Genomic DNA, 23,450 nt, shown 5'->3' with positions numbered 1-23,450 from the left:
TGCAGTGCGGACATGATCCGGATCAGCGACCGGTCGGTGAGAGCGTCGGCTGCCAGGCGCAGCGACCGGTGGTACAGGCCGGTGTACAGCTCCCCCGCGGGGTAGCCGGCGTTGACGTTGCCGTAGTCGTTGAAGCCCGGGTGCGGCTTCTTCTCATTCCCGCACGCGGAACCGCGCAGGTTCCCCGGATCCTGGATGAGGTTAGGAGGGAACCCGCACGCGCGGCCTTCCAGCGAGACGGACCGACGCGCGGGTTCTTGTCGCCGCTCAGCAGGTGCGAACCGCGGTGAAGCCGCTGTCTCACGCCTTCAGGTGAACTTCAGGAGCGGAAACGTTTATGTGCCCGGTCTTGTAAGTGTTCTAGGCAATTCTGGCAGTCCTCCGACGGAAGGCTTGCCCATGCGGCGTCGTGCTGTGATTGCTACTGCCCTGGCTTCCCTGTCCGCCCTTGCCGTGTCTGTGGCTGTCGCTGCGGGACCTGTGATGCCTGTTGCCGGGACGGTCACATGGTGCTTGTCTTCTGCGGCGGCTCAGCGTCTGGCGGATGACGGAGTCGTGGTGTCGGCTGGCGCTCCTGCTGTGCTCGACTCTTCGGGGCCGGCCCCGTGTGTGCAGTGGCCGATGAAGGGCAAGATCAGTCTCGACCTGGCTGCGGGGTCCTGGACTGCGGGTGGCGGTATGACGTTCACCAGGGCCTCGGACGGGCGCAGTCTGCGCTTCACCGGAGCGCACGGTGACATGGCGCGGCGGTCGATGTCGGTGGATGCGGCTGTCGGAGATGCAGCGGCGCAGTCTGTTGACCTCTCCACGTACGAGCTTGACATGACGAAGATGACGGTCACCAAGCCGTCCGTGAACTCGCCTGGCTCGGTCGAGGGCAAGCCGTTCGACACGATGCTGACGCAGGACGGTGCGGCGGTGTTCTCTCAGGCGTTCGGTGCGTCCCCGGTTCCCGCTGGGGACAGCCTGGCCACGCTCGCGGGTCGTGTCGATGTCGTGCCTGCTCTGGGCTGAGCTCGGATGCTGGGGGAGTCTGGCGTCGTACCTGGCTGTCGCGGTATCCCGGGTGATGTCCAGGCCGAGAAGGTCAACGCCGCGGTGCTGGCGTGGGCACAGGATCTGGGACTGGTTGCCGACGCTTTTGAGGAGAAGCGTCTGGCGGCCATGCGGTTGGGTGAATTCGCCGGTTTGACCGTGCCGGGGGCGAGCGCCGGCAATCTGGAACTGACGGCCCAGTGGGCGGCGTTCATCTGTCTGGTCGACGACCGGTTCGACCGTACCCGGGTCGATGTCCATCCGGAGGAAGTCGCGTCGCTGTTCAACCGGTTACTGAAGGTGCTCACGGGCAGCGACGCGGCAGGATCGGGCGGCGGAGTCGAGCAGGCCCTGGATGACCTGTGGCGGCGTACGACTCTGCGAATGTCCACTCAGTGGCGGGAGCGGTTTATTGCCGACTACCAGGACTTCGCCCTGGCCACACGTGAAGAGGCCAACCACCGCACGGACCAGATCCGGCTGGGACTCAGCGACTACGTCCTGCGGCGTCGCAGAACGATTACCGCCCTTCCCATGGCAGACATCCTGGAGTGCACCGCCGACGCGCCCTGGCCCGGCCTTTCCGGCGGGGAAGACCTCATGGGGGCCCTGCGTCTGGCCGCGGCCGATGTGGCCGGCTGGACTAATGACCTGGTCTCGGCCGAGGACGACCTGCGCGAGGACCGCGACAACCTGGTGACCGTGCTGGGCCGTGAGCGCGGCTGCTCCCTGCCCTCGGCGCGCGAGCAGGTCATTGGCATGCGAGATGACCGAGTCAGAGAGTTCCACGCGCTTGCCGCCTCGTTGACGGTGATGGCCGCTCCCGGAACCGAGCGGGACAAGGTACGGCGCTACGTGGCAACCCTCGGATCCTTTGTGGCGGCGACGCTGCACTGGCTTGGCGTCACCCATCGCTTTGACGCCCACTGGTCCCCCAGGCGCCCGGGCCCATGTGACTGATCTCGTTCGCCCGGCCCCTCACCGATCCGCGCTCCCCCTGATTCCCGCTCTCAAGGACAGTCCTAGCGATGAGACCCCCTGCCACCGAGCAGCTCCCCCCGGCCTGGCCCTCGTCGCACTTCCCAGCAGCGCTGCCAGCCGGACGCAAAAGTCTCTTGGAACACGTACTGAACCGGGTGGGAGCAGACGGCGCCGTGCGCGACGCCTGCCGAAGCCGGGTTCTTGAATCCGCGCTCGCCCTCGCACTGGCACAGCGATACGGATCTGGCCACCGCCACGCATGTGAGCGCGTGGTGCGCTACCTGGAGCGCCACCGCAGCAACGCAGACCTGATGGACGCGGCCGTGGCCGCTACCGCCCTGGGCCGCAGTGCCGGGCACCCGGCGCATCACCAAGCCCTCGAGGACATCGTCAGCCGTGTCCCGGACTTCACCGGACCTCGCAAGCGCGCCTTGGTCCACGCCATCTTCACCATGCTGGGCGCAGCTACCGCCCAGAACGACGTGGCCCCCCAAGCCTTCGATGTGAGCGCGCTGCATCCCTGGGCTGCTGTTCAGGCCGTTGCCGTGAAAGCCATCCTGGACCGGGCGGCAGGCAGGGCACCGGTTGGCCGGGACGATGTCACCTTGCTGCTCTCCACCCAGCGCCCGGGCAAGGTATGGGAGGGCAACCTCTTCATCCACCTGTCCGTTCTGCACGCCCTGGTCGACGTGCCCGGCATGGAGAGCGTCGTCGAGGTTGGTCTACGCACCGCCCTCATGCACCAACGGGAGGACGGCGGCCTGCCCTTTGTCACGGACACCGACACGTGGTGCACCGTGACCGCGGGCCTTGCCCTGAGCAGCGCCGGCGCACCGCGCGAGGTACTGCACCGCATCGCCCGGCACCTCGTGCAGGTGCAGCAAGCGGACGGCGGCTGGTCCTACACCGACCACGCTCAGCTCACTGACACGGACTGCACCTCTGTCGCGGTCGAATTCCTGCATGATCTGGACGCCGACGCATTCCGCGCCCCGATTCGGCGCGCCCTGGACGCCCTGATCGCGGTCCGCGGTGCCGACGGCGGATTCCCCACCTACGGATCAGGCACTCCCTCCGAGGCGTGCATGACCGCCGCTGCGATCAACGCGCTCGGCACCCAAGGCCGCCACCATCACCTCATCCCGGCTGCTCTCAGCTTTCTCGCCGGACGCCAGATTCCCGACGGCTCCTTTCCCCCCGGCTGGAGCAGCAGTCGCCTGCACACCCCCTTCAGGGCGTATCTCGCCGCTCGCCCCTACCGTCGGCACTCCCCTCCGACCGTCCCTGACATGTGCCGTCGGATCGCCGGGCTGGTTCAGACCGCGCAGAACTCGGACGGCGGGTTCGGACAGCAGAACGGCGCCCCGAGCGATGCCATCAGCACCGCCTATGCCCTGATCATTCTGGCGGGACAGAGTGACCCAGCTCCCGCTGTTCGTGCCACCGGCTACCTGCTCGCCCAGCAACGGCGCGACGGCAGCGTCACTTCCGTGCCTGACATGCTCGGCCCGCGTCCTTTCCCCTATCACGTCCCGTTGTTGACCGACGCGTTCGTCCTGCTTGCCCTGGGCCACCTCACCCATCGCATGCGGCCATCACGCCTCGTCATGCCAGGCCGCCGGCTCAGCACTGCGCACCCCGCCGAAAGGACCACCCCATGAACCCGTTCCGCCCCAAGCCGGCTGTCCCTTCCCTGCCAGGGCGCGTGTGCCTGGTAACGGGAGGTGCAACGGGCATCGGCTGGGCCCTGACCCGCGCCCTGGCCGCGGCCGGCGCCCACGTGTACGTGTGCGACAACGCCCAGGCCAGCCTCGACCGAGCTGCTGCTGACCTCGCCCAGCTGCCTGGGGCGCCATCCGTCGTGTTCGCCCATGTCGACGTGACCGACCGCACCGCACTTGAAGACTGGATCGCCAAGGTCCATACCGAGCACGGGCGCATTGACGTCCTGGTCCACAACGCCGCCTACATCCACTGGGCAGACGTCGAAGAGATGACCATGGAGCAGGCCCAGTTGTCCATGCGCACCGCATACGACGCTCTGGTCTGCTCCGTCAAAACAGTGCTGCCGCTGATGCGGGCGGGCGGCGGTGGGCAGATCGTGGCGATGGGCTCGGCCGCAGGTCGGATCTTCGTCAAAGGACCATCGGCGGCCTACGCCGCGGCGAAGGCAGCCATCGAGGCGTACACCGAGATGCTGCGCATCGAACTGGCCGGTACCAACATCGGCGTGACCCTGGTGCGCCCGGCCACCGTTGTTGGCACCGACTTCTTCAAAGTCCACGTCCCCTCCGCCCGCATGCCCAGGATCGCCGACTTCCTGCCGCCCACCACACCGGAGAAAGTCGCTGCCGCGACCGTTCAGGCGATCAGCAGCCGCCGGCCGGCCGTCGACATTCCCGGCTATCTGCCGTCGTTCTACCGCGCTTACGCCATGGCGCCCGAACTCACCCGCAAGGCCGCCGCGACCGGTGGCAGCGCCCGACGTGACTTCACCGCCGGGCGCCCCACAGCCGCCCCGTCGACGAAGCCCGAGTCCATCCGAACCAGCGGCGCCCACAAGGACGGGCTTATCGCCCGTGTCCTGAAGAATGTGGGGGGTAACGCCCATTTCGTGCGCGTCATGTCCCATATTGCGCCGGGCATCGACCGGGCGGCTCACCGACTCAGCGGGGGCCGGATGCTCCTCATGCCCGCCACGCTGCCCTCACTGATGCTCACCACGATCGGCCGCCGCAGCGGCCAACCTCGTCCAACTCCTCTGCTGTGCCACCTCGAAGCAGACGGAAGCTATCTCGTCGTCGACACCAACTTCGGTCGCCCCCCGACTCCCGCCTGGTCCCACAACCTCATCGCTACCCCCCGAGCAAGCGTGACCCGCCGCGGACGCACGCTCCCGGTGACCGCCACCCTCCTGGAGGGAACCGAGCGGGTGGCCGCCTGGGACCACCTCGTCGAAGTCTGGCCCGCCTACGTCTCCTTCGCCCAACGCTCCGGGCGCCGCCTGCGGATCTTCCGGCTCATCCCGGCCTGACCCCGCTTTCCCCACCGAACCACCACCGCGGAGAACGTCGTGACCGTGCCCCTTCGTCCTACCCCCATGGACCTGACCATGCACAGCATGGCCCAGGCCCATCCCTACATCTCCCAGACGATCGGAGTGATCCTCCACCTGGAAGGAACCACTCCCGCCCTCGGTGAACTCCGCGCTCATGTCGCCTCCCACCTGAAGCACGAGCCGCGCCTGACCCACTACCTGCACGGTCCCGGTCTCAAAGCCCGCTGGCACCACGACCCATCCCCCGACCTGACCCACCGCGTTCGCGAACAGCACCTGCCAAAAGGCGACGACCACCTCGATACGGCCCTGACAGCCCTCGTCGCGCACCCTTTGCCCGACGCGGGCCCCCTGTGGGACCTCTGCCTGGTATCCGGATATGCACCGGACCGCTATGCCCTCTGCCTGCGAGCGCACCACAGCACCCAGGACGGTATGGGCCTGATCGGTACCTTGACCGCACTGTTCGGCACCGCACCCACGCCCACCACGCAGCCCGCACCCCGCGCAGGCGCCGGAGCGTACCTGGGCACCGTGCGCGGCATGCTCGCCGCAAGCGCCACCAACAACGTGTGGAACGACACCGCGCTGCCCCTCACAGGGGGCCGTGACATCAGCTGGGCTCAGGTCCCAACGCAGCGATTGCGGCAAGCCGCCACCGTCCGCGGCGGCGACACGAACGACGCCTTCCTGGCCACCCTCAGCGGCGCCCTGCGCACGTGGACATCACAATCCTGGCCCCGGGGCGCCGACAGGCCGCTGCCGGCTGTCACCATGGTCAACCTGCGCCAAGCTGAGGAACACGACCGGCCCGGAAACTACTGCACCTTCGCATCCATGCCCCTTCCCTGCCACGAGCCGACAGCGGAAGGCCGCCTCGATCACGTCATCGCCGCCACCCGCACCACGAAAGACCCGACCCGCCACAAGGCCATGCGTTCCGTGATGGACCTCGTCCCTGCACGCGCCTTTCAGGCGTTGGCCACCCGGCTGACCACACCCGACCGGGCCACCATCACCACGTCCTACCTCGCCATCCACCGGCCCCTCCGCTACAAACAGGACCCCGTCACCCGCATCCAGCCCTTCAACTGGCTCCCACGGAACCAGCCGGCGTCGATCGTGGCCTGCAGCTACAACGGAACTACCAGCGTCTGCTTCGTCACCGACGCCGCTCTCCCCAGACTGGACCGGTTACCCGACCTGTTCCACGACGCGGTAGAGGAACTTCCCCACCCTCACGACGACTCGCAGCTGCCGGACCAGCCTCCCCACGCCACCGGGACGATTCCGGCATCCGCCCTCGACTGCGATACCACAGCCATCATCGATCTCGCCCTCATCAAAGACATCCTGGTCCAGCAGGGAAGTCTGCCGGCCGCACCCATCACTGCCGGGGCCACTCAGGCACAAGCCGGCATCGACTCCCTGGCCATTGCCCTGCTGTCCATGACTCTCGAGGACCGCATGGGCGTCGTGATCGCCGAACACGAACTGGCGAAGGCACCCACCGTCGCCGATTTGGTCAACCTGGTGGCCCAACGGGCAGCATCGCCCTCCGACCACGAGAGCCCGGGAGAGCAGGATCCCCACCCAAAGACAGACCGCCCCCACGCAGCACCTGAGGCGTAGTCGAGCCCTGCCCCTTGGCAAAAGGTCCGGCCGGCACCACCGGTGCCACAGCCCGCAGCGGGATCACGCCAGCGACCAGTCAGCCCAGGATCCCCAAGGCGAAGCCTCCCCTGACGGTGACGCGAACGAGCAACACAGAGAAGGCGAATCGTTGATCTTTGCTCGCAAAACCACGAGCCCGACGCCAGCGCCTGCCGCGCGACTGATCGGCCTGGGGTCCTACCTGCCCCCGCAGAAGGTAAGCAACGCCGACTTGGTCTCACGCCTGGACACCACGGACGAATGGATCCGCACCCGTATCGGCATTGCCCAGCGACACATCGCCGATCCAGCAACAGCCACCAGTGACCTGGCGGTAGAAGCAGGACTACGGGCGATGAAATCGGCGGAGGTAGAACATGTCGACGCCGTGATCCTGGCCACCGCCACTCCGGACCATCACATCCCCGGCACGGCGCCGCTGGTGGCCCACCGACTCGGCCTGCGTCACGTCCCTGCCTTCGATCTCGGCGCCGGCTGCTCGGGCTTCGTCTACGCAACAACCGTCGCAGCAGGACTGATCCAGGCGAGAACCGCCAGCACCGTACTGGTCATCGGAGCAGAGAAGATGTCGGCCGTCATCGACCCCGACGACCGCTCTACCGCGCCGATCTTTGGAGACGGAGCAGGCGCAGTCGTGCTCACAGCCGGACACGCTGACGCACCGGGAGCTCTCGGGCCAGCCGCATGGGGCAGCGACGGCGAGCACGCAGACGCCATCTACATCCCTGACGGGGGCTCCCGCCGCCCGCCACGCACAACCGACGATCTCAAGAACCGGTACGTACACATGGAAGGAAATGAAGTATTCCGTCACGCGGTGCGCCGCATCGCTCACGTGACCCAAGAGTCAGCCGCCGCAGCTGGATGGTCCATCCAGGACATCGACAGACTGATCGTCCACCAGGCAAACGCACGCATCAGCGCAGCCGTGGCCAACACCCTGGGAATCCCGACACAGCGCGTACCATCCAACATCACCCACGTCGGCAACACCTCCGCGGCCTCCATCCCGTTGCTACTGAGCCACTCCGCGACCGACAAGCAACTGGAAGCCAGGCAACGAGTCCTCGTGACCTCTTTCGGTGCAGGCTTCACCTGGGCGGCCACCACTCTGCTGTGGCCCAGCGGCCTTCAGACTCGCAACTGAGCGACGGATACGTTCGCGTGAGGGCTCCTGACTCAGGTAGCGTCGTCGGCTAGGCGGCAACACAAACCAACCGTCCGCAGAACCTGTGGGTCCCCGGGTGCCTCTGGCGCCTGGCCCCGATCTGCTCCAGCGCGGTGCGCAGCCAGGCGCGCCGGTCGGCGCCCGCAGGGCGCGGCGAGGCGCCCAGCGCCGCGAGGCGCCGCTCGAATCCGTCGGCACCACGGTCTCCGGCGACGAACTTGGCGATCGACCGCGCCGGGAGCACCTGGCCGTCCGGTAGCACGATGACCGTCCTCGCCGTGCTGCGGCCCGTATAGGTTGCGGAAATGACCTGGTAAAAGACCCCGAGGTGCCCTCGGGGCAGCCGGCCGTGCGCCCGTCCGGCAGGGGCCGAATCCGTGCGACGGGGTCCGCGTAGGTGACCACTCCCCATACGCCGTGGCCTGCGGCCAGACGCAGAGCCCTCGCGACCGTGAAACTCTCCCCGTTGCTCGCCACCGAGGGGGACAGGCACACCCTCGACATTTCCAGCGCCTCCGTATACGGGAGTTTCTGCGCACCGGGCACCGCAGCCTTCGCAGGTCACATCGCACACGATCTATGAGTCGATGCATGGATGGACTGGGTGGCCTCCGGCCGAGCTCGGGCGGCACGTCGACCGTGACCGATCTCCGCGACTCAGCCCGCAGGCCTGCGGGCCGTCGCTCCAGCGGCCACGACTGACGCCGTCGTGGTCGGCCTAGGCTGCGGAGGTGTTGCGCCGCTTGTCGGCCGTCGGCCGATCGGACGGGAAACCCGCAGGCGGGACGTGGTTCCGGCGAACTCGGCCGCTGCCGACCTTTCGCCCAGGAGGTGGGGGGCGAGGCGGGTCTTCGTCGTCAGGCCGCCACGGGACCGTCCGGGGGCATGGTCGTCCGGCAGCCGGCAAGGAGTCGGGCGACCATGGCCCGCGCGTGCTCACGGTCGTATCCCGGGCCCAGGATGCACAGGTTGCCGACCGCTCGCATCAGTGTGTACGCGGTGACGTCCGGGTCGAGCTCGCCCCGGGCCGTCGCGGCGTCGAGGAGCGAGGCGCAGGCCGGGACCAGTGTGTCGAGCATCAAGGAGTGCAGGCTCTGCAGGCTGGGGTCCTCGGACTGGAGTGCCGCCCCCAGTCCGTGCTTCGTGACGAGGAACTCCACGAACGCGTCCATCCATCGCGACAGGGCCTCGCCCGGCCTCGGCGACCCGGCGAGATCGGCGGCGAGTCGCGCGCACTCGTCCACCTGGTGCCGGTAGACGGCGACGACCAGCTCCGCCCGGGTGGGGAAGTGGCGGTACACGGTGCCCAGGCCCACGCCGGCCCGGCCGGCGATGTCGCGGATGGGCGCCTGGACGCCTTGCTCGACGAACACCTGCGCCGCGGCCGCGAGCAGGGACTGGCGAGTGCGCTCGGCGCCCGCCGCTCTGGAGCCGGCCGATCGGGACAAGATCTCACCTCTGGTTCGCGGAACATTGTTCCGCTAATGTGGGCGGAACGTCGTTCCGCCAAGTATGCGGCACGCGCCTTTCCCACAGAAAGTCCGCACATGTTCACTCCTGCGCAATTCCGGACGAAGACCGTCGCGATCAAGCCCATCACCGTTCCCACCGGTGACCGGGCGGTGCCCCTGCAGGTCAAGGTGACCGCACCGGCCGAGGGCCGCGGCCTTCCGGTCATCGTGTTCTCCCACGGCAACGCGTGGTCGATGGACGGCTACGAGCCGCTGGTCGACCGCTGGGCCGCCGCCGGCTTCGTCGTCGTGCAGCCGACCCACCTGGACTCGCGCCGCAACGCCATAGGGTTCGACGATCCGCGCTTCGGCACCATCTGGCGCGTGCGCATCGATGACCTCCACGCGGTGCTGGACCACCTCGACGCCATCCTGGCCGAGGCAGGTGACCTGATCGACCGCGCCGACCGGACGAGCGTCGCCCTCGTCGGACACTCCTGGGGAGCCCAGACCGTCGGCACCCTGCTGGGCGCCCGCGTGTTCGACGCCCAGGGCACCGCGGGCGAGGACTTCTCCCACGGCGGAGCGAAGGCGGGCGTGCTCATCGCGGCGACCGGCACGGGCGACTCGCTCACGCCGTTCGCCGTCGGGCACTTGCCCTTCATGAGGCCGGACTACTCCACCATGACCATGCCGGCGCTCGTCATCGCGGGCGACAAGGACCAGTCGAAGATGTCCACGCGGGGACCGGACTGGTTCCTCGACGCCTTCGACCTCAGCCCCGCCCCCAAGCGCCTCCTCGTCGTCCCCGGCGGAGAGCACACCCTGGGCGGCATCGCCGGGGAGGCCGTGAGCGAGACCACCGACACGGACGCCGACCGGGTCGCCCTCGTCGCCGACGCCGTCACCGCGTACCTCCTCGACGCCCTCGACCGCGACCCCGATGCGTGGTCCCGCTTCCGTGCCGACACCGAAGCCGTCGAGAAGGCGTCCTTCCAGCACAAGGACTGACCCGGCCCAGTGCTGTCCCTTCCCGGCCCGTCGCGCGCCGCACGGCAGCGGCGGGCCGGGAGGCCTCTCGCACACACCGCGCCGGTAATGCACCGAAGCCCGGCGGCCAAAGCCAGAAGTGCACGATGAGCCACGCCCTGGTCAGCCGCTGCTCCCGTGCTCCGGAGCATCGCCCCTCAGGTTTCGCAGCCTGCCGCCCGCCTGCCAGGAGGCGATCTTCAAAACCGGAGAGAAATCAGTTCGCGATGGCGCTGGTGATTCTGTTCGTGCCCTCATGGGTCCTCGTCGTTGACGCCAAATGGACTGTCACAGAAAGTTACGCCTAGTGTTCCCCGCGTGATGACCCTTCCTCGCCACCTCACCCTGGCAAATTCGGCGTCTGCTGTGGGCTCCCCGGTTGGGGCTGCGCGGCATCATGCGGGTTCATCTGCGGCGAGCACCTGGGCCCCGGTGTAACCGGGGCCCAGGCGCCGAGTGGAAGGGGGTGGGCTACTGCTGTCGGGCGGCGAGGTCGCGCAGCAGCCGCCGGGCGCTGTCCTGGTGAATGCCTAGCTGTAGGAGGCCAGGACGTTGGTGACGCCGCTCGGTAGTCGTGCTGCGGGTGGTTGGTTTCCGAGCACGGTGTGCGGGCGGTGATAGTTGTAGTGGACAATCCAGCGGCCCAAGAGGTGGGTGCGTTGGGCTTTCGATGTCCACGTCCGGGCATAGAGGAACTCTTCGGCCAGGATGCGGTTGTATCGCTCGACTTTGCCGTTGTGGCGTGGGGTGTAGGGCGCGATGCGCTGGTGCCTGGCGCCAAGGAGGGCCCGGGTGAAGCTCTCGGCTCGATAGCAGGCGCCGTTGTCTGTCACGATCCGTTCGATGCGTGTGATCCCGTGGGCTGCCAGCCAGGTGCGGGCACGATGGAGGAAGGCGATCGCGGTGACGGCCTTCTCGTCAGGCAGTGCTTCGGTGTAGGCGAGACGGCTGTACCCGTCTATGGCCGAGTGCAGATAGACGTAGCCACCGCGCTCAGTCTTCTTTCTCCGGTTGACGGCTCTGGCCTGGGCACTGCCGCGTCCGTGTGCGCGCCAGCCTCCGCCGTCAGGGATGAGGCCTACCTTCTGCACATCGACGTGGATCATGTGGCCGGGCCGTCGGGCATGGATCTTCCGCGGCTGGCGGTTGGACTCGCCATTAGGGTCGATGAACCGGCGCCGGTTGATGCCGATCTCAGCCAAGTGCCTGCTCACGGTCCTTCGACTGATTGGTGTTCCGGCCTGGGCCAGCTCGAAGGCGATCCTGGCAGCGGACCACTTGTGGGTCCGGCACAGCTCTTCTATGAGTGCGAGGACTTCGGATGGTGTCGCGGTCGGCTGGTCGTGCGGCGTGGACGAGCGGTCTTCCAGCCCGAGTTCGCCGTGGCTCCGGTATCGATTGACCCACTTCGAAGCGCGCGCCCGGGACACCCCCATCTCGGCTGCGACATGCGCAATCGGTCTCGTCCGGCAACGCTCGACCAGCCGACGGCGTCCCTCGACGGTGAGGGGCGCGTTCCGGTGCGTCATGCAGTGGGGCCAGGCGCGGAGGGCCGCTTGGTGGTGTCCCGCCGGGAGATGGCTTCTGCCACCTCATCAAGGGCGGTGCGCAGGAAGGCACCATATGCGTCCTGACGGAGGTTGGGGGCGTGCTCTTTTGCCGCGTTGATGTGCTCGGTGGCCGCATCGAAGGACCCGAGTTGGCGGTAGTTGTCGGCCAGGTTGAGGTGGAGGGAGGGGTACAACCCGGCGATGTGCAGGCTGGCGTGGTGCTCCTGGACGCGCTGCTCGGTCACGGCGTCGGCAGCGTCCAGGGCCCGGACGTCCCAGACGAGGGCCTGGGCAGGATCTTGGTAGAGATCTGCCAGGTAGTGGGCGAGTGAGCAACGGTGCAGCGGGTCGCCTGTGACGCCGATCGCCGACCACAGGTTCAGGAGCTTCTGGCGGGCGGAAAGGGTGTTGCCCGTTCGGCCTTCGGTTACGGCCTGGCCGATGGCTTCCATGGTCGGGTCCGGACTGGCGGGTGCGGTAGGCATGACTTGTTCCCCGTTGTCGTTCTCAGGCTGAGTGGTCGAACTTGACGGGCATGGCCAGGGTGGTGAGATCGCCGCGGTCGGCGGAGCGGATGGTGACGGGACCGTCGTGTCCCCTCAGGTCGAGCATCACGTCGGGACCGATGGCTGTGCTTACGGTGGGATAGAGCGTGGTCATCTCGAAGGGGATCTGGAGGGCCTCGCCCGTCACGGTGGCGGGGAGCGGAACACCGGGGTCCTCGCCGTTCGGGGGCCGGAGGTTTACTCCGTGATCGGAGACTTGCAGCGCGACGCGTTCGCCGGGGTGTTCTTCCAGGGCGCGCAGCAGCAGCTCCTTCGAGACCGTCGCGCGGGTGCTGATCGCGCCCAGGGAGGCGAGCATCAGCCGGTGATCGGGGAAGTCCTCGGACAGCAACCGGCAGTGCCGGTCCTCCCGCTCGGGCATGCGCAGCCAGATCCCGTGGGGCACCGCTTCGATGCGGACCAGCGCACTGCGCCGGACCGTGGCGACAGCGGCCCGCAGGTCATCGCCGTCGATCGTGCCGACCCACGTCTGCTCCGCCGGCCGCGCCGGCACCAGGGTCCGGGTGGAGAGCCGGTACCGGTCGGTCACCGTCAGGGCGATCGCCTCATGACTCGCCTCAATGTGCAAGCCAGCAAGCACCGCCATCCCCGGCTCATGCGCGGTCGCGATCAAAACCTGCTCCACCGCATCCGCAAACACGGGCCCCTTCAACGTGGCGATCAGCACGCCAGGCACGTTGCCGCCGAGCGCGGACCTGATGACAGCAGCCTTCTGCCGTGCCGTCGCCGCATCATCGACGATCTTGGCAACATGCTCGTCGAGCAGCCGCGCTGCCTCGTCGGCCCCGGCGTCGAGAACCGCCTCGACCGCAGCAAGGGGCATGGCGATCTCGCGGAGCTGACGCAGCGCGGTCGCCCGTGCCACCTGGTCAGCGCCGTAGTAGCGGTAGCCCGAGACCGGGTCTATTTCGGCAGGGGGCAGCAGCCCGGAGTCGGCGTAGAACCGCAACGCGCTGGAGGTCAGACCGCTGCGCTGGGCGAAGACCCCGATCGGCATCAGCTCAGAAATTGGCACCTCGCCATCATTGAGCTTCAACCAACTCGAAGGTCAACATCGACGTGGGGCGTCACCAACGTCATGGCCAGCAACATCTAACCGCCAAAGGAGCCCAAGGTGCCGTCCGACATCACGCAGCTCACCGCCGGCCGACAGCTCACCGGGCTCCGCCGGGTGCTGGACTGCCCCGCCACGGCGACCACGCTCCGGCAAGGCCCCGCCGCCGCGCCGGGGGAGTCGCCGGAATGGCTCGCACTCCTGTGCCCCGCCCACTCCGAGGCCCTGCCCGGATGGCCGGGCACCGCCGCCGACCACGATGGACTGCGCCTGCCCTGCGGGTCCGTCCTGGACTACCGGTCGGCCGAGCAGCTGCTCCAGTCACATGCCGACCTGTGGCTGACGCCCCTGACCGGGGTGGACCCGAAGACGCATGCCGGGATCTGGCCCGACGTCCTGGACCAGGCCGACCGCCTCATGCGTGCCCGCCTGGGCGAAGACACCGCCGACGGAGACGAGAGACTGCACAGCCTGGCGATGATGCTCGGGATGGCCTCCCGCAACGCAGCTGAGGGCAACCTGTACCAGGCGACCGTTCCCGATTAGCGCACCGTGGAAAGTTGGACGCTCAATCAGTTGCGGGCTAGTAGAGGAGGTTTGTACCGCACCAGTTCTGCTGGCTGAGATGGTCGAGCATGGCCGCCTCTGCCGAACCCGGATTGCGCCGCACGCCGACGAGGACGGGCTCGATCAGGGAGGGCAGTAGCGGGCAGGCCAGTTCTTCGTAGCCTTCAGGGATGGCCGAGGCCGGGACCACAGTGACGCCCAAGCCCTGCGCTACGAGTCGCACCGCAGTGGAGATCTGTGACGCTCGGGCCACCGTGTGCGGGCTGAGGCCCGCGTTGGCGAGCAGGCGGGCGAGGTAGTCGTCGAGCAGACTGGCTCGCCGGAACCGGATCCATCCCTCTGACGCCAGGTCTTCCAGGCGCAGGGCGGCGCCGTCCGAGAGAAGCGGGTGCCCCTTCGGCAGGACGGCGACGTAGGCTTCCTCGCCCAGAGGGTGAGCGTCGAAGGTGCACCCGGCGGGGAAGCGGTGCACAAGGATCATGTCGAGGGTTCCCTGGCGGACCAGTCGTTCCATGTCCGCGGGATCGGGCTCCTCGTGGAGAGTCACCTGCAGCTTCGGGTGGCGATTGCGCAGCTGTCCCAGTACCTGGGGCAGCTGGCGTGCTCCCAGGCCCATGTGGACAGCCATGATGAGTTCGCCTACCAGTTCCCCGTCGGCGGCGCGGGCGGCCATGACGGCACGCCGGGATGCGGTCGTCGCGATCTCCGCCTCCGCCAGGAAAGCCCGCCCTGCCACCGTCACCGTCACCCCGCTCGGGGTGCGGGTGAACAGCTGCACCCCGAGGTGCTTCTCCAAGGTGGCGATCTGCTGCGACAGAGAGGGCTGAGTGACCCGCAGACGTTCTGCTGCCGCCGTCATGGATCCCTCCTCGGCGACGGCCAGGGCGTATTCGTATTGGCGCAGGTTCATTCGAAACCCAACCCTCGACATAGGGGATGTCAATGCAGAGTATACGTTGCCACTATTTGCCTCTATGCCAGGCGGGTCCTACCGTGGTGCACGCCCAGCCCAGCCACCAGGGCCGGAACGCTGCCGCCCGATCTCGGCGCGCGCCGTCAGTCATCTTTTCTTTTCGAGGAGCACACAATGGATTTCGAAGGCAAGAGCGTTCTGATTACGGGTGCGGGGTCGCGAGGAGGTATCGGCGCCGCGACGGCGCACGCGTTCGCACGCGACGGAGCGTCCGTGGTGATCACCGGCCGCAACGCTGAGCGCGGGACGGAGGTGGTGGACGACATCACCGCGGGCGGAGGAAAGGCCCGGTTCATCCTCGCTGATCTGAGTGATCTCGCCGACGTCGAGCGGCTGGCCAAGGAGGCGGGTGAAATCGACGTGCTGGTCAACAACGCGGCAAGCTACAGGGCCAGTATCAAGCCGACCCTCGACCAGGACCTCGAAGCGAACGCGGAGTCCTGGGACACCAACGTGCGCGCCACCTTCGTCCTCAGCACACGACTCGTCCGGGGGATGATCGAGCGGGGCGGCGGCAACATCGTCAACATCAGCAGTATCGCCGCCGCGATCGCCATGCCGCACATGGCGACGTATGGAGCGCAGAAGGCGGCCGTCGAATCCTTCACCCGCAGTTGGGCCGCGGAGTGGGGCCGGCACGGCATACGCGTCAACGCGGTGGCTCCCGGGAACGTGAACAGCGACAACGTGGTGAACTTCATAGGCGCCGAACAGTTCACGACCTGGTCCGAGGTCAACCCGCTCAAGCGCAACGCCACGCCCGAGGAACTCGCCGAGGTCATCGCGTTCGTGGCGAGCGAGCGCGCGAGCTTCGTCACCGGCCAGGTGATCGTGGCCGACGGTGGTCGCCTCGCCATCTGAACGACGCGGCGACCACCGCCACCGCGAAGGTTTCCGGCCGCCCGCCCGTGCGGCCGGAGACCGAACCGGCTCACGACGCCGACCACCGGCCGGGCCAACGACGCACCCGCCTCAGCCTTTCCGGGCGTGGCCCGCATCCTGAGTGCCTGTTGGTGAGCTGGGCATTGCGGATTACCCGATGGAGTTGTCGTGGTGGTGCGACAGTGAGGCCGGTTTGAGGGCCTGGTGATCTCTTGGTGGGACTGCTGACCGTCAGTGCCGAGACGATCAGTCGTGTTGAGCCTCGCGGGAGGTCGGCCGGTCCGCTCCTGCGGGAGTTTCGGCGGGTGATTCGCCTGGTCATAAGGGTGATCGCGGCCCAGAGGATGAGCGATTCCGAGTGCTGGATGAGCCGTTCGTAGGCACGCGCGTGTCGACGGGCGTGCATGACCCGGCGTGCGGGCGTTCGACGACCTAGCGCCGGGGCAGAACCACGAACCCGGAGGCGTCCTTCGGGCGGCTGACGGTCTTGATCGTCAGGTGCTGAGCTGGTCACAGGTCTGCCCGACGACGCCGGCCGCAGCCCAGCGAGCCAGGAACCCGTAACAGGTCCGCCGGGGCGCGAAGTCCTTGGCCAGGGCCCTCCACTTGCATCCGGTATCCACGACATAGCGGATCGCGTACACGATCTCCCGGCGAGGGTGCCTCTCGGGACGGCCACCCGCCTTCGTTTCGCAGACCGGGGTCGGCAGCAGTGGCTCGAACAGAATCCAAATGAAGGAGAACGTTGATGTCCCGTGAGAAGAGGATCCCCGGGCCGGACCACACCATTGAGGTCGTCGAGAACTCCAGTCTGATCCGGGTGGTCACTCGGGATGGCGGGAAGGTCGTCGCCGAGACGACCTCTGCCGTCACGCTGACCGAGGCCGGCTATCCGGCCGTTCATTACATCCCCTTGGCCGAAGTCGACCAGGCACTTCTGGAGCGGACGGACTCCCACACCTACTGCCCGTACAAGGGCGAGGCGTCCTACTACAGCCTCGTCACCCCCGAGAAGAAGATCGCGGACGCAGTGTGGTTCTACGAGGAGCCGTACGAGGCCGTGGGGGCGATCGCCGGCCGCGTCGCCTTCTACCCCGCACACGTTGAGATCACCTCCGAGGCCGTCTCCAACTGACAGCCCCGCGCGGGGGTGGAGCGGTTTCCCCCTCGACACGCCGCTCCACCCCTGCGCCCAGCCCGATACCCACCTGACCCGCACCAGATTGTGCGAGAGGAGGACAGAAATGACCGAACTGACCCTGGAAGAGGCGGAAGCGTATGTGCTCGGCGTGTGTTTCAAGACCGGCCCCCCTGAGCGGATTGGTGTGGAGACGGAGTGGCTGGTCCAGGACCGCCACAACCCGCTGCTGCCGATATCCGTCGACCGGCTGAACGCCACCCTCGCGCCGATCGAGGTGACAGATGCCCTGCCCGGGGGCAGCAGGCTCACCCGTGAGCCGGGCGGCCAGCTGGAGCTGAGTTCCCCGCCGGCCCTCTCGCTCGGCGCGTGCGTCGAGATGATGGCCGCGGATCTCGCCGTACTGCGCACGACAGTCGAGCAGGCCAATCTGGCCCTCGTCGGCCGGGGCCTTGACCCCTATCGTGAACCGCCTCGCGTGCTCGACCACCCCCGCTACCGGGCCATGGAGAGCTTTTTCGACCGCGAGGGCCCCTGGGGCCGCGACATGATGCGCCGCACCGCATCCGTACAGATCAACCTGGACTCCGGCGAGGACTCCCGCGGCATCGGCGGCTACCGCTCCCGCTGGGAACTCGCCCACCGTATCGGTCCCGTGCTCGTCGCCGCCTTCGCCAACTCCCCGATACAGGACGGGTGGCCCACCGGGTGGCTGTCCAGCCGGCAGGACGTCTGGTCCCGGATGGATGCCGGTCGTACCCGCCCGCCCCGCTACCACTCCGACCCACGTGTGGCCTGGACCCGCTATGCGCTCGACGCGCAGGTGATGTGCATACCGGGCGACCTCAACGGGGACTGGTCCGCGCCCTCCGGCTTGACCTTCCGCGCCTGGCTGCGGGGCGTACCCGAGCTGAGGCCGCCGACCCTGGCCGACCTGGACTACCACCTCAGCACTCTGTTCCCGCCGGTCAGACCGCGCGGCTGGCTGGAGTTGCGGATGACCGACGCGCAGAACGGCGACGACTGGGTCGTGCCGACTGTGCTGGCCACGACGCTTCTGAACGACACGGTGGCGGCCGATGCCGCCTACGCGGCAACCGATCCACTCTGCCCGGACTCGCAGCGGCCCGTCCCCTCCCACGACATCTGGCTGCGGGCGGCCCGCACCGGCCTCGACGACCAGGACCTCGCCAAGGCCGCCCGCGCCTGCTTTGCCGCGGCCGACAGCGCCCTCGCCGTTCCCGGCACCCCGGTGGTCCTGCGGCATGCCTTGACCGGTTTCGCCGAGCGCTATACAGAGCGCGGCCGTTCCCCCGCCCATGACCATCTGGACGCGCTCCGCCGCACCTGACCCCCGCAAAGGGCGCTGGGGTGCGTGGGTCTCTGGCGGCGCGTCGGGGCGTGGTGGGGGCCGGGTTCCGGGCCGGTGCTCAGGCCTCGGCGGGCTGGTGAACATCCTGCTCCGGCTCATACACGCTCCAACCGAGCGCACTCATTACTGACCTCGGCTCGTTAGGGTGAGCTACCTCGAAGTCCCTGACGAGCTCGGTGTGGTGACTGTATTTCGTGGTGTGTGAGATATGCGGATGGGGGCGGGCTGACGGCTGCGGGACGTCGGCGCCGGGAGTCGGTGCGGATGCAGGCGGCCGGCTGTTCGAGCAGAAGATCAAGCCGTCGGAGGTTGCGCGGCAACTGCGGGTGAGCCTGAAATCGGCCTATCAGTGGCATCAGCTGTGGCGGGCGGGTGGTCGTGAGGGTCTGGCCTCCCGCGGCCCGCGCGGGTCGCGGTGCCGTCTGTCGCCGCGTTGTCTGGAGAAGCTGGCCGGGTATCTCGAGCAGGGTCCGGCCGCGCACGGCTGGGTGGAGGGCCAGGTGTGGACCGCGGCGCGGGTGGCCACGCTGATCGGCAGGAAGTTCCACGTCTCCTACAGCGTCTCGGGTGCCACAAGGCTGATGCACCGGCTCGGCTTCAGCCCGCAAATCCCCGCACGCAGGGTCGCCGAGCGCGACGAGCAGGCCGTCACCGTGTGGAGGGAGGCGACCTGGGCGGAGGTAAAAGAGCCCGGGCGGCCTGCGGGGGCTACCTCTGTTTCGAGGACGAGGCAGGGTTCACCCGCCGGCCGCCCAAAGGACGCACCTGGGGCCGACGTGGTCACACTCCGGTCGTGACCGTCAGCGGACGACGCTCGGGACGACTGTCGGTGGCCGAGCTGATCGCCATGCGGCCGGGTTCCCGCACCCGGCTGTGCCACCGCCTGCGCACCCACCGACCGGGCAAAAGCATGCGCCGCAGTATGGGCGAGCGGGACTTCATCGCGCTGATCGACGGCGTCCACCAGCTCCTCAAGGCGCCGATCGTGCTGGTGTGGGACCGGCTGAACACCCACGTCTCCCACGCCATGCGTGAGCTGATCGCCGAGCGTGCATGGCTGACGGTGTTCCTGCTGCCCGCCTACTCGCCCGACCTCAACCCGGTCGAGTGGGCATGGGCGCACGTCAAGCGCAGCCTTGCCAACCTCGCCGTCGTCGCCCTAGACCGACTCGAGACCCTCGTACGCAACCGGCTCAAACGCCTTCAGTACCGGCCAGACACCCTCAACGGCTTCATAGCCGGCACCGGCCTGACCCTCCACGACCCAACCTCACCCTGACAAGCCGACGTCAGTAAACCAAGGTCATCATGCGGCCCATCGGGCTACAGTCCGCCCGTATGGGCATCGCTGACACCTCCATAGCTGCCGTCGCCGCCTTGTTCAGCGGCGGGGCAGCCGTCGCGGCGTGGCGCGCCTCGCGCGAGGCCAACGCCACCGCCGCCAACGTGGCGCAGATCGAACGCAACCGCTGGCACAGTGAGCTGACTCCCCGTCTCCGCATGAGGATCACGTCGAGGCATCCGGCGATGAGCAAGCTCATCGTTCAATTCGAGGGTCCGGCCGTGCTCGGGCCGCTGAGTGTGACCCTGCGTATCCGGGACGATCGCAACCGCTCGCGGGACCCTGAGCTGGCGGGTGGCGTGACTGCGGCGATGAGGGAGCGCGTGATCTGGGGGCCGTGCCGCTTCCGCCTCGGAGCTGACGGGGCGGACGACATCGGGCGGCAGGTTGCTTCCTTCACGGTCGAAGCGGATGACAAGCACCTGTTAGCCCTGGACCTCTCGCCGGCACCCGACTGGTACGAGGGGGAAGCCGGCGAGCGACGCTGGCGCGAGGAATACGAGCACGCACGTGTCCGCCTGTGGGCTGGCTGCGAGGCAGTAGGGCACAAGCCCTGGTGGCTCAGCTTCGAAGTGCCCCGCAACGGTGACTGGGTGGAGAACGGCCCGCTGCCGGGAGCCTGACACGGCGCGGCTACGCGATCATCGGCCCGAGGGTGACGTCGGCGCCGCACTTCGAGCAGGCGGCGGCGCTCGGGGCCCGCAGGATCTCCAGCGCGGCGAACACGTCCAGCTCGCCCGCCTCGGCTGGCGCTTCCAGGCAGTCCCACACGGGGACGACCGCGCCCGGGCAGCCGCCGACGTTCGTGCGCTGCACTTTCCAGCCCACCGGTCTGCGCTGTCCTCGGTGGGCGCCTTCTGCTCCAGTGGGTGCGTGGGCACCGCGTCGTAGGAGACGCCCTCAATGGGCCGGGTCTGGTCGACCGTCAGCCACGCCGCGGTATTCGCGGGGTTCCACGGTCTCCGTTTTCGAGGTCTCGGTACGACGGCAGCCCCACGAGGTAGGTCCAACCTGTCTCTGTTTGCCGCCGCTTCCACAGTCGCGCCACGACTTCCTGCTGCTCAGTCCCGAGCAGGGGGTCGGCGGGCAGCACGACCCGGACCGGCACAGGCGCGGGTTCGGCAGTGTTTTTGGAGGTAACGCTCGGAGGGGGCTTGTTGGTGTATCGCGGGCTTGTTGGCCTGGCGTGTTGTGGGTGCGTTGAGAGTGGCCGGGTGCGCGGTTCTAGCGGGCAGTTCGGGTGTGAGCTGGGGTTGTGTCGTGTGTGCTGAGTGGGACCTGGTTCGTTGTGGGTTTCGCTAGCGCGTAAAGGCTCGGTTGGTGTTTGTGCTGGTCAGCGCTGTTTTGCCTGTTCGGTGGGCGGGGGTTAGCGGTTGCGAGTGGGGCGGTCGTGTTGTTCGGCGAGGTGGTCGAGCTGTACCGCTTCGAGGGCGGCTTTGGCGATGCGTTCGGTGCCGTCGTGGATGGCGGTGACGGCTGCTTGGAGGATGAGTCTGGTGAGGGATCCGATGCGGCCGGCGGTGCGCTGGTGGAGGTAGGGGGCGTGGCGGGGGAGGGTGCCGGGTTTGTGGTGGGTGAGGTCGAGAGCGTTCTCGATATCGGTGATGACGTCGCGGAAGGGTTCGCGGGTGCCGTGGTGGGCGGGGAGGGGGCCGCAGGTGATGAGGGTGGCGCGGCCGGCGAGCTGGGCGCCGCGGGTGCCGCTGAACAGGGGTGTGTCGGTGACGTTGATGCCGGCGTAGACGAAGGTGGCGGGCAGGCGTTCGGTGAGGTCTTTGATCAGGTCGGCGGCTTGGGCGCCGGTGGTGGTGCGGGGGTTGAGGCGGTGGATCTCGTCAATGAGGACGAGTTGGACGTAGGCGGCGGTGTAGGTGTGGCAGACGGCGTCGGTGATCTGGGTCTGGGTCATGCGGGTGGTGACGGGGATGCCGAGGTAGCGGGCGAACTCGGTGATGAGGGTTTTCGCGGTGGCGCCGGGCGGGACGAGGACATACGCCACGGGTGCCGTGGCGTGGGCTGAGCCGGGCGGTGCGGGGTTTTTGCGGGTGTGGGCGAGGTGGCAGGCCCGGCCGACGTTGAGCAGGGCGGTGGTTTTTCCGGCTGCGGCGGGTCCGGTGACGATGAGGGAGGGCCGTGCGGTGGTGTGCTGGTGGCGGCCGAGGATCATCAGGGTGCGGACCTGGGTGGCGAGTTGGCTGATGGCGGGGGTGCGGATGGTGACGAACGCGGAGTGGTAGGCGAGGCGTTCGTCGGTGCTGCGGGGTGGGTCGCCGGGCTGGGGCGGTTCGGGCGGGTCGGTGGTGGCGAAGCGGTGCCAGCCCTGCCAGGTGGTCAGGGGCCAGGACGACTCTGCCGTGTTGCCGCTTCCCGTGTCGGCGGGCGCGCTGGGCGGTTGGTGCGCTGCGGGCTCGGGGCGGGTGTTCACCACTTGTCGGCTTCCTTGTGTGCGTCGTAGAGCCCGAATCCGGCGGCCGCGGCGGGGCAGGTGTCGTCGTCGAGGTCGTCGAGGTCATCGTCCGCCGCCGTCGCCCGCCACCGCGTCAACACCCCGAGCATCGAGGCCGACACGCCCGATGCATACTGGCGCGCGGCCGCCCTCCTGGAACAGATCGTCCTTCTGCGCCCGCTGCCGGCACGCAACGAGTTCTTCGCCTACGGCGTCGCCATCGCCTACATCCGAGCCTCCAGCGAAACCGTCGATGACTCGTACGAGCCGTGGCGCGACCTGATCACCGACATCCGCGCCCTGCGCCTGACCGTCTACGACATCGCCGACCGGCTGCGCTCACTGACCACGCGCTAACGCCGCTCCTGCCTCCGTCACGCCGAGTACACGGCGGCCGGGGCCAACGGCTGACGCGGTGGCTGCTGAGGCTGACGCTGTGCCGGGATGGAGTTTCACGAGGACCGGTACCCAGGTGGGCGCTCACGTGAAGCAGCAGCGCCTCCGGTCAGTCGTCTAGGGGCGGTAGTGGTCCCGCCTGGGTGGCACGTGACCGTCCACGGTGCCGGCTCTCCAGGCCGCGCGATCGCTCTGTAGCTGTGCCTGCCGTGCTTGCTCGATGAGGAGTCCGTCGACGTTCTCCGTCCTGCTGTTGTTCCGTCGCAGGAGTACCAAGATCAAAGCCAGCGCTGTCGCCACCAGCACGCCGAACAGGATGCCTAACTCGATCATGAAGGTCCCGCCCTCCGAGTGTGCGCTGCCGGTACGCAGCCGTCAGGTCGGTAATCGGCCTGCTGGCCATGCAGATGGATCCTTCCCTCAGGGGCAGACATCACGCAATGAGACCGATCGTCACAGGTCGGTCCAGGGGCGGGGTGTGCCGCCGGCCAGCGGCGTCCATACTTCCGCGGTGGGGCCGTGCTGTTCGAGGTCTTCGAGGACGGCCGCTCCGAGTGGCACCTGGCGGGCGAGCGCGGCGACCAGCGGGTGTTGGGAGGCCATCGCCTGCAGGTCGCTGATCCTGCCCTCCAGCCTGGTGCGGGAGGCGCCGGTGAGGACGAACAGCAGCCGGGGGAAGACTGGGTACCAGCGCATCCAGCCGGGCTCCGCGGCGGCGGCGGTTCTGCGCCGGCCGGCCGGCTGGGCCTCGTACTGATGCAGCCGTGC

Annotated in this window: 20 protein-coding genes and 3 pseudogenes; 14 read left to right on the top strand and 9 right to left on the bottom strand. The window is 68.2% G+C overall.

Annotated elements, in window-relative coordinates; all coding sequences use genetic code 11:
* Window positions 1-621: 621 nt before the first annotated feature.
* From ABTZ58_RS37740 to ABTZ58_RS37715, 6 genes are all read left to right on the top strand, one after another.
* Window positions 622-1,014: a hypothetical protein gene (locus ABTZ58_RS37740; protein WP_351367286.1), complete on the top strand. Its 393-nt coding sequence runs from the start codon at window positions 622-624 to the stop codon at window positions 1,012-1,014.
* A 6-nt stretch (window positions 1,015-1,020) separates the two neighbouring features.
* A complete protein-coding gene (locus ABTZ58_RS37735) occupies window positions 1,021-1,995 on the top strand; it encodes a terpene synthase family protein (protein WP_351367283.1) in 975 nt (324 codons plus the stop codon).
* Window positions 1,996-2,285: 290 nt separating this feature from the next.
* The gene (locus ABTZ58_RS37730; RefSeq protein WP_351367280.1) at window positions 2,286-3,677 is read left to right on the top strand and encodes a prenyltransferase/squalene oxidase repeat-containing protein; all 1,392 of its coding nucleotides are present in this window, start codon (window positions 2,286-2,288) and stop codon (window positions 3,675-3,677) included.
* On the top strand, window positions 3,674-5,050 hold the full coding sequence (locus tag ABTZ58_RS37725) for an SDR family NAD(P)-dependent oxidoreductase (protein WP_351367277.1): 1,377 nt from the start codon (window positions 3,674-3,676) through the stop codon (window positions 5,048-5,050). Before ABTZ58_RS37730 ends, ABTZ58_RS37725 begins: the two co-directional genes overlap by 4 nt.
* A gap of 66 nt (window positions 5,051-5,116) precedes the next feature.
* Complete coding sequence (locus tag ABTZ58_RS37720; RefSeq protein ID WP_351367274.1) at window positions 5,117-6,706, top strand: wax ester/triacylglycerol synthase domain-containing protein; 1,590 nt, start codon at window positions 5,117-5,119, stop codon at window positions 6,704-6,706.
* 151 nt (window positions 6,707-6,857) lie between these two features.
* Window positions 6,858-7,895, top strand: coding sequence for a beta-ketoacyl-ACP synthase III (locus ABTZ58_RS37715; protein WP_351367271.1), 1,038 nt, complete (start codon window positions 6,858-6,860; stop codon window positions 7,893-7,895).
* A gap of 878 nt (window positions 7,896-8,773) precedes the next feature.
* On the opposite strand, the gene ABTZ58_RS37710 is transcribed toward ABTZ58_RS37715, so the two are convergent.
* The gene (locus ABTZ58_RS37710) at window positions 8,774-9,364 is read right to left on the bottom strand and encodes a TetR/AcrR family transcriptional regulator (protein ID WP_351367268.1); all 591 of its coding nucleotides are present in this window, start codon (window positions 9,362-9,364) and stop codon (window positions 8,774-8,776) included.
* A gap of 99 nt (window positions 9,365-9,463) precedes the next feature.
* On the opposite strand from ABTZ58_RS37710, the gene ABTZ58_RS37705 reads away from it, so the two are divergent.
* Window positions 9,464-10,378, top strand: coding sequence for an alpha/beta hydrolase family protein (locus ABTZ58_RS37705; protein ID WP_351367265.1), 915 nt, complete (start codon window positions 9,464-9,466; stop codon window positions 10,376-10,378).
* Between the two features lie 548 nt (window positions 10,379-10,926).
* Here the strand turns inward: ABTZ58_RS37705 and ABTZ58_RS37700 are convergent.
* Genes ABTZ58_RS37700 through ABTZ58_RS37690 form a run of 3 tightly spaced genes read right to left on the bottom strand, consistent with a single transcriptional unit; the run spans window position 10,927 to window position 13,527 of the window.
* Window positions 10,927-11,925 carry an IS481 family transposase gene (locus ABTZ58_RS37700; RefSeq protein ID WP_351367262.1) on the bottom strand — a complete coding sequence of 333 codons (999 nt, stop codon included), beginning with the start codon at window positions 11,923-11,925 and terminating at the stop codon, window positions 10,927-10,929.
* A complete protein-coding gene (locus ABTZ58_RS37695; RefSeq protein ID WP_351367259.1) occupies window positions 11,922-12,431 on the bottom strand; it encodes a hypothetical protein in 510 nt (169 codons plus the stop codon). The genes ABTZ58_RS37700 and ABTZ58_RS37695 overlap by 4 nt, the downstream gene beginning before the upstream one ends.
* Before the next feature lie 22 nt (window positions 12,432-12,453).
* A complete protein-coding gene (locus ABTZ58_RS37690; protein ID WP_351367293.1) occupies window positions 12,454-13,527 on the bottom strand; it encodes a DNA polymerase III subunit beta family protein in 1,074 nt (357 codons plus the stop codon).
* 99 nt (window positions 13,528-13,626) lie between these two features.
* Between ABTZ58_RS37690 and ABTZ58_RS37685 the strand changes: the two genes are divergently transcribed.
* Window positions 13,627-14,112, top strand: a complete 486-nt coding sequence (locus ABTZ58_RS37685; RefSeq protein WP_351367256.1) for a hypothetical protein — start codon at window positions 13,627-13,629, stop codon at window positions 14,110-14,112.
* 37 nt (window positions 14,113-14,149) lie between these two features.
* Here ABTZ58_RS37685 and ABTZ58_RS37680 read toward each other — a convergent pair whose 3' ends face one another.
* Entirely contained in the window at window positions 14,150-15,043 is an 894-nt protein-coding gene (locus ABTZ58_RS37680) for a LysR family transcriptional regulator (RefSeq protein ID WP_351367253.1), read from the bottom strand.
* Window positions 15,044-15,220: 177 nt separating this feature from the next.
* Between ABTZ58_RS37680 and ABTZ58_RS37675 the strand changes: the two genes are divergently transcribed.
* The gene (locus ABTZ58_RS37675) at window positions 15,221-15,967 is read left to right on the top strand and encodes an SDR family NAD(P)-dependent oxidoreductase (protein WP_351367250.1); all 747 of its coding nucleotides are present in this window, start codon (window positions 15,221-15,223) and stop codon (window positions 15,965-15,967) included.
* Between the two features lie 322 nt (window positions 15,968-16,289).
* On the opposite strand, the pseudogene ABTZ58_RS37670 reads toward ABTZ58_RS37675, so the two are convergent.
* Window positions 16,290-16,722 (bottom strand): annotated as a pseudogene (locus tag ABTZ58_RS37670) (transposase); the annotation flags it as partial.
* Window positions 16,723-16,736: 14 nt separating this feature from the next.
* Between ABTZ58_RS37670 and ABTZ58_RS37665 the strand changes: the two are divergent.
* The 4 genes and pseudogenes from ABTZ58_RS37665 (at window position 16,737) to ABTZ58_RS37645 (ending at window position 20,463) form a co-directional block, all read left to right on the top strand.
* Window positions 16,737-17,123 carry a DUF427 domain-containing protein gene (locus ABTZ58_RS37665; RefSeq protein WP_351367247.1) on the top strand — a complete coding sequence of 129 codons (387 nt, stop codon included), beginning with the start codon at window positions 16,737-16,739 and terminating at the stop codon, window positions 17,121-17,123.
* Between the two features lie 109 nt (window positions 17,124-17,232).
* Complete coding sequence (gene egtA / locus ABTZ58_RS37660; protein ID WP_351367244.1) at window positions 17,233-18,477, top strand: ergothioneine biosynthesis glutamate--cysteine ligase EgtA; 1,245 nt, start codon at window positions 17,233-17,235, stop codon at window positions 18,475-18,477.
* Window positions 18,478-18,699: 222 nt separating this feature from the next.
* Window positions 18,700-19,777 (top strand): annotated as a pseudogene (locus ABTZ58_RS40385) (IS630 family transposase).
* A 59-nt stretch (window positions 19,778-19,836) separates the two neighbouring features.
* The gene (locus tag ABTZ58_RS37645; RefSeq protein ID WP_351367238.1) at window positions 19,837-20,463 is read left to right on the top strand and encodes a hypothetical protein; all 627 of its coding nucleotides are present in this window, start codon (window positions 19,837-19,839) and stop codon (window positions 20,461-20,463) included.
* Window positions 20,464-20,473: 10 nt separating this feature from the next.
* Here the strand turns inward: ABTZ58_RS37645 and ABTZ58_RS37640 are convergent, their stop codons facing one another.
* The gene (locus ABTZ58_RS37640; RefSeq protein WP_351367235.1) at window positions 20,474-20,668 is read right to left on the bottom strand and encodes a DUF6233 domain-containing protein; all 195 of its coding nucleotides are present in this window, start codon (window positions 20,666-20,668) and stop codon (window positions 20,474-20,476) included.
* A 538-nt stretch (window positions 20,669-21,206) separates the two neighbouring features.
* Entirely contained in the window at window positions 21,207-22,175 is a 969-nt protein-coding gene (locus tag ABTZ58_RS37635; RefSeq protein ID WP_351367290.1) for a TniB family NTP-binding protein, read from the bottom strand.
* Between the two features lie 150 nt (window positions 22,176-22,325).
* On the opposite strand from ABTZ58_RS37635, the gene ABTZ58_RS37630 reads away from it, so the two are divergent.
* The gene (locus ABTZ58_RS37630; protein WP_351367233.1) at window positions 22,326-22,643 is read left to right on the top strand and encodes a toxin Doc; all 318 of its coding nucleotides are present in this window, start codon (window positions 22,326-22,328) and stop codon (window positions 22,641-22,643) included.
* Window positions 22,644-23,135: 492 nt separating this feature from the next.
* Here the strand turns inward: ABTZ58_RS37630 and ABTZ58_RS37625 are convergent.
* Window positions 23,136-23,450: pseudogene (locus ABTZ58_RS37625) on the bottom strand (replication-relaxation family protein); the annotation flags it as partial.

Source organism: Streptomyces sp. NPDC094143 (assembly GCF_040303825.1).
GTDB lineage: Bacteria > Actinomycetota > Actinomycetes > Streptomycetales > Streptomycetaceae > Streptomyces.
This window is presented reverse-complemented; position numbering and strand designations above follow the sequence as displayed.